This window comes from Streptomyces sp. NPDC059456 (assembly GCF_042750055.1).
In the GTDB taxonomy this organism is placed as follows: Bacteria; Actinomycetota; Actinomycetes; order Streptomycetales; family Streptomycetaceae; genus Streptomyces.
This window is the reverse complement of sequence record NZ_JBHYVA010000114.1, coordinates 6,267-16,664: the sequence shown is the minus strand read 5'-3', so window position 1 is coordinate 16,664 and position 10,398 is coordinate 6,267. Positions and strand designations below refer to the sequence as shown.

Sequence of the window (10,398 nt, the reverse complement as noted above, 5' to 3'; positions counted from 1 at the left end):
GCGTCACGTGGCGTACGACGTCGTGGTTGGACAGCACCCAGGTGGTCGGCGCGCCGACGGAGGCGGTGGCGGCCAGGGACTCGTCGATGACGGTCCGCATCGCAGCGGTGTCCCAGGGGCAGTTCAGGAAGCGGAAATTGAAGGCCTGGTGCAGCTCGTCGGGCCGGACGTACAGGGCGAGCCGCTCGGAGGTCGGCGCCCAGGCCTCCGCGACGCCGATGCGCGGGCCGGGGGCACCTCCCGGCCGAAGGCCGGGGGAGTAGGAGTCGAGCAGCCGCCGCCACGCGCGGTGGATCTCGTGGACGCCGTCCTGGTCGAAGAAGGGGAGCGGCTCGGTGCCGATCAGGGTGGCCTGGGCGCCGCGGCCGATGTCGGGCATGCCGGGGGCCTTGACCATGCCGTGGGCGACGTCGATGCGGAACCCGTCGACGCCGAGGTCGAGCCAGAACCGCAGGACGGACGCGAACTCCTCCGCGACCTCGGGATGCTCCCAGTTCAGGTCGGGCTGCTGGGGCGCGAACAGGTGCAGGTACCAGTCGCCGTCCGGGGTCCGGGTCCAGGCGGGGCCGCCGAAGACGGACTCCCAGTCGTTCGGCGGCAGCTCCCCGGCGGCGCCGCGCCCGGGGCGGAAGTGGTACCGGGCCCGGGCGGCGTGGCCGGCGGGGGCGGCGAGGGCCTCCCGGAACCAGGCGTGCAGCTCGGAGGTGTGGTTGGGCACCACGTCGACGATGACCCGCAGCCCGAGCCCGTGGGCCGCCCGGACGAGCTCGTCGGCGTCGGCGAGGTCCCCGAAGAGCGGGTCGACGGCCCGGTAGTCGGCGACGTCGTAGCCGCCGTCGGCCTGCGGGGAGACGTAGAAGGGGGTGAGCCAGACGGCGTCGACCCCGAGCCGTGCGAGATGGGGCAGCCGCGCGCGCACCCCGCGCAGGTCGCCGATGCCGTCCCCGTCGCTGTCCGCGAAGGAGCGTACGTACACCTGGTAGATGACGGCATCGCGCCACCAGCCGCCGCTTGCGGTCACCTTGCTGGAAGCGCTTGCAAGCCGGGATGCGGTCAGCTCATGGGTCATACCGGGGTCAACGCGGGTACATGCCCCCTGGTTGCGGGCCTGATGACCCGAAGGAAGTTCGAACAACCAGCAAGCGGCGGCAACCGTCAGGACACACGGATGTAACGATCGGCCCCGCTTGCAGAAAATTGCCGCAAGCTCTTTCGGTCAGCTTTCAGGCTTGTTACGTTCCCAGCAACTCGGGACCGCGAGGGCGCGGCCGGGATCATCGAAGGAGTTCATATGCGGCGTGGCATAGCGGCCACCGCGCTGGTCGCGACCCTGGCGCTCGCGGCGACGGCTTGCGGTGGGGACGACAAGGGCGCGGCCGGCGAGACCAAGGCAGGCGGCGAGCTTTCCGGCACGGTCACGTGGTGGGACACCTCGAACGACGCCGAGAAGGCCAGCTTCCAGAAGATCGCCGAGGCGTTCACCGCGAAGCACCCGAAGGTCACCGTCAAGTACGTCAACGTTCCGTACGGTGACGCGCAGAACAAGGTCAAGAACGCCTTCAGCAGCGGTTCCGAAGCCCCTGACGTGATCCGTGCCGACGTCGGCTGGGTCGCCGACTTCGCCTCGCTCGGCTACCTCGACGAGGTCCCGGCCGAGACGGTCAAGAAGGTCGACGCCGAGTTCCTGCCCCAGGCCGCGGCCAGCGGCAAGTACGAGGGCAAGACCTACGCGGTCCCCCAGGTCATCGACACCCTCGGCCTCTTCTACAACAAGAAGATGCTCGCCGACGCCGGCGTCCAGCCCCCCAAGACGCTGGAAGAGGTGAAGACCGCCGCCGCCGCGATCAAGGCCAAGACCGGCAAGGCCGGCCTCTACCTGCGCGGCGACGACTCGTACTGGTTCCTCCCGCTCATCTACGGCGAGGGCGGCGACCTCGTCGACGCGAAGAACAAGACGGTCACCGTCGACAACCCGGCCGGCGTCAAGGCGTTCAAGACCGCCCGCGACCTGGTCACCTCCGGTGCGGCGATCACCAACGCCACCGACGGCTGGACCAACATGCAGACCGCCTTCAAGTCGGGCGAAGCCGCGATGATGATCAACGGTCCGTGGGCCGTCGCCGACACCTACGCCGGCGACCAGTTCAAGGACAAGGCCAACCTCGGCGTCGCCCCCGTCCCGGCGGGCTCCGCCAAGGCCGGCGCCCCGCAGGGCGGCCACGACCTCGCGGTCTACGCCGGTTCCAAGAACCGCGCCGCCGCGCACGCCTTCGTCGAGTACATGACCTCGCAGGACGTGCAGGTGCAGGCCACCAAGGACCTCAGCCTGCTCCCGACCCGGACCGCCGCCTACGAGCAGCCGGACGTCAAGTCGAACGAGATGGTCCAGTTCTTCAAGCCGGCCGTGGACAAGGCCGTCGAGCGCGCCTGGATCCCGGAGAACGGCTCCCTCTTCGAGCCGCTGAAGGTCGAATACACCAAGGCGATCACCGGGGCGTCGAGCCCGGAGGACGCGGCCAAGTCGGCCGGCGTCGAGTTCCGCAAGATCCTCAAGGGCTGGAAGTAAACAAGACAATGGCTGCTGACACCAGCCAGTCGGTGGTGAAGGCCGCGGGCCGCGACGGAGAAGACACCGTCGCCGCCCGCGGCCGGAGCCGCAGGACTGACAGCAAGGCCCCCCGCGCGAGCAGGGGTGGACTGGGGCGCGCCCTCGCCACCCACTGGTACGCCTGGGCCATGGTCGCCCCGGTGGTGCTCGTCCTCGCCGTGATCATCGGCTGGCCGCTCTTCCGCGGCATCTACCTGTCGCTGACCGACGCCAACGAGCGCAATGTCGCCCGGACCATCGGCGCCAACCACATCGAGGCCACCTACAAGTTCGTCGGCCTCGACAACTACGCCGACGTCCTGGCCGACCCCGTGTTCCTGCAGCGGCTGGTGTGGACCATCGTCTGGACCGTCCTGTGCGTGTCGATCACGTTCACGCTCGGACTGGCCCTGGCCAACATGCTCAACCGGGACTTCCGGGGCCGCGCCGCCTACCGGATGGCGCTCATCCTGCCCTGGGCCGTCCCCGGCTTCGTCTCCGTCTTCGCCTGGCGGTTCCTGTTCAACCGCGACAGCGGCATCCTCAACAAGATCCTCGACGGCGGCGGCATCTCCGCCGTCCCGTGGCTCGACGACCCGACCTGGGCGAAGTTCTCGGTCGTCGCCGTCAACGTCTGGCTCGGCATCCCCTTCATGATGGTGGCCCTGCTCGGCGGACTGCAGTCCATCCCCGCGGAGCTCTACGAAGCCGCCGAGATGGACGGCGCCACGGCCTGGCAGCGGTTCCGGCACATCACCCTGCCCGGGCTGCGCACGGTGAGCATGACCGTGATCCTGCTCTCCACCATCTGGACCTTCAACATGTTCCCGGTGATCTTCCTGCTGACGCGGGGCGGACCGGGCGACTCCACCGAGATCCTGGTGACCCAGGCCTTCCGCGAGGCCTTCGTGTCCAGCCCCCGCGACTTCGCCGGCTCGGCCACCTGGGGCGTGCTCATCCTCGCCCTGCTCATGATCTTTGCGCTGGTCTACCGGCGCTCGCTGCGCAAGCAGGGAGAGGTGTGGTGACCATGACGACCTCGCGAACCCCGCGGAGCCCGCGCGCCAGGGGGCAGCGTTCGCCGCTCGCCTCCACCGGCCTGCACGTCACCCTGATCGTCGCGTCCGTGATCGCCGTCTTCCCGGTGCTGTGGGTCCTGCTGACCTCGCTCAAGCCCGCGAAGTACGCCATCTCCACCGACTTCGTGAAGGAACCGACGCTCGACAACTACCACTACCTGGTGGAGTCGACGTCCTTCTTCACCTGGTTCGGCAACTCCGTGCTCGTCGCCGGCATCACCACCGTCCTCGGTGTGTTCATCGCCGCCACCACGGGCTACGCCGTCAGCCGGTTCAAGTTCCCCGGCATGAAGCCGCTGATGTGGACCCTGCTCATCACGCAGATGTTCCCGATGGCCATCCTCATCGTCCCGCTGTACAACCTCATGGGACAGCTCGGCCTGCTCAACCAGCCGCTCGGCCTGATCATCACGTACCTCACCATCGCGGTGCCGTTCTGCGCCTGGATGATGAAGGGCTTCTTCGACACCATCCCGGTCGAGATCGACGAATCCGGCCGCGTCGACGGGCTCAACCCCTTCGGCACCTTCTGGCGCCTCATCCTCCCGCTGGCCAAGCCCGGCCTCGCCGTCACCGGCTTCTACTCCTTCATCACCGCCTGGGGCGAGGTCGCGTACGCCTCCGCCTTCATGGTCGGTGACGAGCACCTCACCCTCGCCGGGGGCCTGCAGACCTTCGTCACGCAGTACACCTCCAACTGGGGTGCGATGAGTGCCGCTTCCGTCCTCATCGCCATCCCCGCAGCCATCTTCTTCCTCTTCGCCCAGCGTCACCTCGTCGCCGGGATGACGGCGGGCGCGACCAAGGGCTGACCCCCTCGCGACCACGGGCCGACCACCCGGCGCCCGCCCCCACACACCCCCGGCCCGATCTCTCCAAGGACGACATGACCCAGCACCTCGCCGAAACGCTCCCCACCCAGGCCGGCAGCACCCTGCCCGGCTGGTGGAGAGAAGCGGTGATCTACCAGGTCTATCCGCGCAGCTTCGCCGACTCCAACGGGGACGGCATGGGGGACCTCGAAGGCATCCGCAGCCGACTGCCCTACCTCAAGGAGCTGGGCGTCGACGCCGTCTGGCTCAGCCCGTTCTACGCCTCCCCGCAGGCCGACGCCGGCTACGACGTCGCCGACTACCGGGCCATCGACCCCATGTTCGGCACCCTGCACGACGCCGACGCCGTCATCCGCGAAGCGCACGGGCTGGGCCTGCGGATCATCGTGGACCTCGTCCCCAACCACTGCTCCGACCAGCACGAATGGTTCAAGCAGGCACTGCGGGAGGGACCGGGCACGCCGCTGCGCGAGCGCTTCCACTTCCGCCCGGGCCGCGGCGCCGACGGCACCGAGCCCCCGAACGACTGGGAGTCGATCTTCGGCGGGCCGGCGTGGACGCGCGTCGCCGACGGCGAGTGGTACCTGCACCTCTTCGCCCCCGAGCAGCCCGACTTCAACTGGGAACACCCCGCCGTCCAGGACGAGTTCCGCTCCGTGCTGCGGTTCTGGCTCGACCTCGGCGTCGACGGGTTCCGCATCGACGTCGCCCACGGCCTCGTCAAGGCCCCCGGCCTGCCCGACCTCGGCCGCGACGAACAGCTCAAGCTGCTCGGCAACCAGGTGCTGCCCTTCTTCGACCAGGACGGCGTCCACGAGATCTACCGCTCCTGGCGGACCGTCCTCGACGAGTACGCCGGCGACCGCATCGGCGTCGCCGAGGCCTGGACCCCGAGCGCCGACCGCACCGCGCTCTACCTGCGCCACGACGAACTCCACCAGGCCTTCAACTTCCACTACCTCACCACCGGCTGGGACGCGGCCGCGCTGCGCGCGACCATCGACGAATCGCTCGACGCGATGCGGCCCGTGGGCGCGCCGACCACCTGGGTGCTGTCCAACCACGACGTCGTACGGCACGTGACGCGCTACGGCGGCGGGGCGCAGGGCCTGGCCCGGGCGCGGGCCGCCGCCCTGCTGATGCTGGCGCTGCCCGGGTCCGCGTACGTCTACCAGGGCGAGGAGCTCGGCCTGCCCGAGGTCGTCGACCTGCCCGACGAGGTCCGCCAGGACCCCGCCTTCGTCCGCAGCGCCGGGCAGGACGGGCTGCGCGACGGCTGCCGGATCCCGCTGCCGTGGTCCGGCGAGGAGCCCCCCTACGGTTTCGGCCCGGCCGGCGCCTGGCTCCCCCAGCCCCGCGACTGGGCCCCGCTCAGCGTCGCCGCCCAGACCGGCGACCCGCATTCCACCCTGGAGCTGTACCGGGCCGCCCTGGAGCTGCGCCGCGCGCTGCCCGGCCTCGGCTCCCCCGATGCCGGCCCGCTGACCTGGCTGTCCGCGCCCGACGGCGTCCTGCTGTTCACCCGGCCCGGCTTCGCCTGCACCCTCAACAGCCGCTCCGAGCCGCTCGAACTGCCCTCGCCGGGCCGCCCCGTACTGTCCAGCGCACCGGTCGAGACGGACGGCCGGACCGTGCTGCTGCCCGCGGATTCGTGCACGTGGTGGGCTTTGTGAGCCGGGGACCGGTACAGTCCAATCCCGTGACCGCACGGCTAGCCGACATCGCAGCCCAGGCGGGGGTCAGCGAAGCCACAGTCAGCCGCGTGCTCAACGGCAAGCCCGGTGTGGCCGCAGGCACCCGCGAATCCGTGCTGGCCGCCCTCGACGTCCTCGGTTACGAGCGTCCCGTCAAGCTGCGCCAGCGCAGCGCGGGCCTCGTCGGGCTGATAACCCCCGAGCTGGACAACCCGATCTTCCCGGCGCTCGCGCAGGTCATCGGCCAGGCGCTGACCCGGCAGGGGTACACCCCGGTGCTGGCCACGCAGACGCCCGGCGGGTCCACCGAGGACGAGCTGACCGAGATGCTGGTCGACCGCGGGGTCTCCGGGATCATCTTCGTCTCCGGGCTGCACGCCGACACCACCGCCGACATGGGCCGCTACGACCAACTCCGCGGGCAGGGCGTTCCGTACGTACTGATCAACGGGTTCTCCGACAAGGTCCAGGCCGCCTTCGTCTCCCCCGACGACCGGGCCGCGATGCAGCTGGCCGTGACCCACCTGACCGCGCTGGGGCACACCCGCATCGGGCTCGCCGTGGGCCCCAAGCGGTTCGTGCCCGTCCTGCGCAAGATCGAGGGCTTCCGGCTGGGGATGAAGGAGCGGCTCGGCCTGGACGAGGCCGAGGTCGAGGAGCTCATCCAGCATTCGCTGTACAGCCTGGAGGGCGGGCAGGCCGCGGCGGCCGCGCTCATCGCCCGCGGCTGCACCGCCGTCGTCTGCGCCAGCGACATGATGGCGCTCGGGGCGATCCGCGCGGCCCGGCAGCAGGGGCTGCGGGTGCCGCAGGACGTCTCGGTCGTCGGATTCGACGACTCCCCGCTCATAGCGTTCACCGATCCGCCGCTGACCACCATCCGGCAGCCCGTGCAGGCCATGGGGCAGGCGGCCGTCCGCACGCTGCTGGAGGAGATCGGCGGTACGCCGGCCCCGCACGGCGAATTCGTCTTCCTGCCGGAGCTGGTCGTGCGCGGATCCACCGCCTCGGGCCCGCGGCGGGGGGCGCCCGCCGACCGCGGGCCGGCACAGTAGGGGACCGTCTCGTCCCCAGGTGTGAGTGGCTGCGCCGCAGACCCTACCGAGGGATGATCGAAGGTGGGAGAGCATCTGGCAGACTCTGTCCCCATGGGTGAAGCGAGCGTGAAGACACTGGAAACCCGAACGGAAGTCTCGTCACCCCCCGTGACCGAGAGTGAGACCCGTCCGGGAGATCAGCGTGCTCTCCTGCCCCGGCTGCGCGCCCCGCGCCGGCCGCGGATCTGGTTCGAGATCCTGCTCATCGGGGTCAGCTACTGGACGTACTCGCTCATCCGCAACGCGGTGCCCGAGCAGAAGGCGGCCGCCCTCGCGAACGCCGACCGGCTGTGGGACCTCGAACGCACCCTCGGCATCGCCGTGGAGCAGTCGGTCAACCACGCCGTCGACTCGGTGACGTGGCTCATCGTCGGCATGAACTACTACTACGCCACGCTGCACTTCATCGTGACCATCGGCGTGCTGGTGTGGATCTACCGGTTCCATCCGGGGCGCTACGCGGCCACGCGCATGGTCCTCTTCGCCACCACGGGCGTGGCCCTGCTCGGCTACTACTTCTACCCGCTCGCGCCGCCGCGGCTGATGAACGGCGGGCACTTCGTCGACACCGTGCTCGTCCACCACACCTGGGGCTCCATGGCCTCCGGCAACCTCAAGCACATGTCGAACCAGTACGCGGCCATGCCCTCGATGCACATAGGGTGGTCGCTCTGGTGCGGGCTGACGATCTTCGCGGTCGCCTCGGCCCCCTGGGCCCGGATCCTGGGCCTGCTCTACCCGGTGGCGACCCTCGTGGTGATCGTGGCCACCGCCAACCACTTCTGGCTCGACGCCGCGGGCGGCATGCTCTGCCTGGCGTTCGGCTACACGGTCTCCCGCGCCTGGTACGGCTCGCTCCCCCACCGCCTGCCGCGGCACCCCGTGGCCACGGACCCCCACCCGGCGACGGCGGCCGTCCTGAACCGCTTCCGCGCCGCCCGCTGACACCCGCCCGCACCCACCCGCACCCACCCGCACCCGCCGCCGATGTCAGTGGGCGTTGTTAGCGTGCGCGTCGCAAGGTGAAACGATCAAGGAGGCGGCGTGCAGGACGTGAAGCGGCACGAGGTCAGCGAGCACCGGATGTCCCAGGCACTGGAGGACGTCACCGGACGGGCCTACGACCACTGGCACGGGCTGCGGTACGGGGGGCTGCTGTCCCTGAAGGGGCTCCACGAGACCCGCGACGACCTCCTCGACCACGTCGGCGCGCAGACGGAGACCGACCCCGGGCTGAGCGGGGCCGTCGTACGCCGTGCGCTGCGGACGGCCGCCGAATGCGCGCTCGGGGAACTCTCCCTCGGCTGCTTCCCGGACGGCGACTTCGAGGTGCCCTTCCCCCTCCTCCACGAGGAGCTCAGCAGCGAGGACATCTCCTTCGGCGACGCCGTCGACCAGGCACCCACCGCCCGGACCTGGCTGGACACCTTCGCGCTGTCCGTGGTCAGCGGGGCGGTGCGGGAACGCGACCGCGTCATCGGGCTGCTGCTGCGGGAGGACTACGCGCCGGCCCTCCGCGACGGCGTGCCCTACTCGCCGCTCGACTCGCACTCCGACCCGGCCGAGCTCGCCGAGATGGACGCGCTGTGCCTCTACCTCACCCGGGCGGCCGGGCACCTGCCGCGGGACTGGCCGGACGTCACCCTGTGCAAGCCGGACGCCGCCGAGCGCGCGGAGGCGGCCCGCCGGCTGGACGGGCTCGGCGTGCTCACGCCGGACCAGCGGCTGCTGCGCGTCCTGCTCGACGACGACCGGGCCGCCTTCGAACGCGCCCTGGCCGGGAACCTCGCCGGCATCCGTGAGGGCGCCCGCCCCGACGCGGCCCCGCGGACCCTGTTCCCGGCCGCCACGATCGCCTTGGCCGCGCTGGCCGTCCAGGTCCACGGCTGGCAGCTCGGCATCACCTCCGCGTACCTGCCGCAGAGCCTCCTGCACGCCTGACCGCTCGCGGCCGCCCGGGCCCGGCCCGGCCCTGGTCAGCTCGGACGGGCTGCCGTGCGCGGCCCCCGCCACCCCGCCAGGAGCCTGCGCCGGGCAGGGAGCACGGGCTCGGGTGCGGTGCCGCCCCGTCCGGGGCCCGCATCCGCCCCCATCCGCGCCAGGGCCTCGCCGAGGGTGCGGACGTACGCCTCGTCGGCCAGGATCCGCACGCCGTCGTACGGGTGGCCCAGGCGATGCGCCGACGCGTGGATCCGGCGCAGCAGCGGCGCCGCGGCGGCGGCCGGGGCGCCGATCCCGCCGAGCCGGCGGACGGCCTCCGGGGTCGGCAGGGCCGGCTGCCCCGTCCAGTGCGGATCGACCTCGGCCAGCAGCACCGGCACGGCGGGCTCCGGATCCCCGGTGATCCGCCAGTACGCGTACGCCGCGGCGACCCGGGTCCACGCGCCGGACGAAGCCATCAGACCGCGCACGGTGTCCGCGTGGGCCGCGGCCGCCGGCCCGAGATCGGCGAGGAAGGGCAAGCCGTGTCCGGCTGTCCCCGATCCCACGGCCGCACCGCACACGTCGAGGGCGAGCGCGGGGTCCCCGGTGACCTTCCAGTGCGCCCATGCGGCCCGCCGCGGGTGGTGGCTTCGGGCCCGCGGATCACGACCGGTGGCGTACGCGGCCAGCCGGTCCGCGGCCACGGCGGCCGCGGGTCCGATCCGGCCGAGGACGCGCAGGGCGTCGTCGGCGTACGGGGAATCTAGGTACCGGATCACGTCGGGGACGGCGGGCGCGGCGGCCGGCCCCCAGGCGGCGAGGAGTTCGAGGCTGACGACACTCGCGTGGTACCGCTCCGGCTCCTGCCGCAGGCCGGGCAGCACCACCGGAAGCATGTCGGCGACGGGCAGCGCGCCCAGGATGCGGGCGCGGGCGCGCCCACTGGGCAGCCGGCCGTCCTTCGCGAGGTCCCGCAGGGCGGGCAGCGCCCGGACATCGCCCATCCCCGCGAGGGCGAGGGCGAGTTCCTCGACGCGCCCGAACCGCTTGCCGAGGGCGTCGGCGATCCGGTCGGCGTGCGCCCGGACGGCGGGCCCGGCCTGGGCCCCCCCCCCCGCGGGGGGGCCCCACGCGGGGGGCGGGGGGCGGCCCGCCCCCGCCGGCGCCCCCCCCCCCCACCCGGCC

The 10,398-nt window shown here is 71.8% G+C and carries 8 protein-coding genes and 1 pseudogene; 7 read left to right on the top strand and 2 right to left on the bottom strand.

Annotated elements, in window-relative coordinates; translation table 11 throughout:
- The coding region (locus tag ACFXA3_RS13245; protein WP_385186082.1) for an alpha-amylase family glycosyl hydrolase at nucleotides 1-1,069 on the bottom strand (1,069 nt) is incomplete at its 3' end.
- A gap of 222 nt (nucleotides 1,070-1,291) precedes the next feature.
- Between ACFXA3_RS13245 and ACFXA3_RS13240 the strand changes: the two genes are divergently transcribed.
- The 7 genes from ACFXA3_RS13240 to ACFXA3_RS13210 all read left to right on the top strand — a co-directional run bounded on the left by ACFXA3_RS13240 (nucleotide 1,292) and on the right by ACFXA3_RS13210 (nucleotide 9,231).
- A complete protein-coding gene (locus ACFXA3_RS13240) occupies nucleotides 1,292-2,566 on the top strand; it encodes an extracellular solute-binding protein (RefSeq protein ID WP_385186079.1) in 1,275 nt (424 codons plus the stop codon).
- Between the two features lie 8 nt (nucleotides 2,567-2,574).
- Nucleotides 2,575-3,615, top strand: coding sequence for a carbohydrate ABC transporter permease (locus ACFXA3_RS13235; protein ID WP_385186076.1), 1,041 nt, complete (start codon nucleotides 2,575-2,577; stop codon nucleotides 3,613-3,615).
- Between the two features lie 2 nt (nucleotides 3,616-3,617).
- Nucleotides 3,618-4,478 (top strand): sugar ABC transporter permease, encoded by an 861-nt coding sequence (locus tag ACFXA3_RS13230; RefSeq protein ID WP_385186073.1) that lies wholly within the window; start codon nucleotides 3,618-3,620, stop codon nucleotides 4,476-4,478.
- Between the two features lie 74 nt (nucleotides 4,479-4,552).
- Nucleotides 4,553-6,172: a glycoside hydrolase family 13 protein gene (locus tag ACFXA3_RS13225; RefSeq protein WP_385186071.1), complete on the top strand. Its 1,620-nt coding sequence runs from the start codon at nucleotides 4,553-4,555 to the stop codon at nucleotides 6,170-6,172.
- Between the two features lie 26 nt (nucleotides 6,173-6,198).
- A complete protein-coding gene (locus tag ACFXA3_RS13220) occupies nucleotides 6,199-7,248 on the top strand; it encodes a LacI family DNA-binding transcriptional regulator (RefSeq protein WP_385186070.1) in 1,050 nt (349 codons plus the stop codon).
- Nucleotides 7,249-7,341: 93 nt separating this feature from the next.
- Nucleotides 7,342-8,235: a phosphatase PAP2 family protein gene (locus ACFXA3_RS13215; RefSeq protein WP_385186067.1), complete on the top strand. Its 894-nt coding sequence runs from the start codon at nucleotides 7,342-7,344 to the stop codon at nucleotides 8,233-8,235.
- A gap of 99 nt (nucleotides 8,236-8,334) precedes the next feature.
- Nucleotides 8,335-9,231 carry an immunity 49 family protein gene (locus ACFXA3_RS13210; protein ID WP_385186064.1) on the top strand — a complete coding sequence of 299 codons (897 nt, stop codon included), beginning with the start codon at nucleotides 8,335-8,337 and terminating at the stop codon, nucleotides 9,229-9,231.
- Nucleotides 9,232-9,266: 35 nt separating this feature from the next.
- On the opposite strand, the pseudogene ACFXA3_RS13205 reads toward ACFXA3_RS13210, so the two are convergent.
- Nucleotides 9,267-10,398 (bottom strand): annotated as a pseudogene (locus tag ACFXA3_RS13205) (hypothetical protein); the annotation flags it as partial.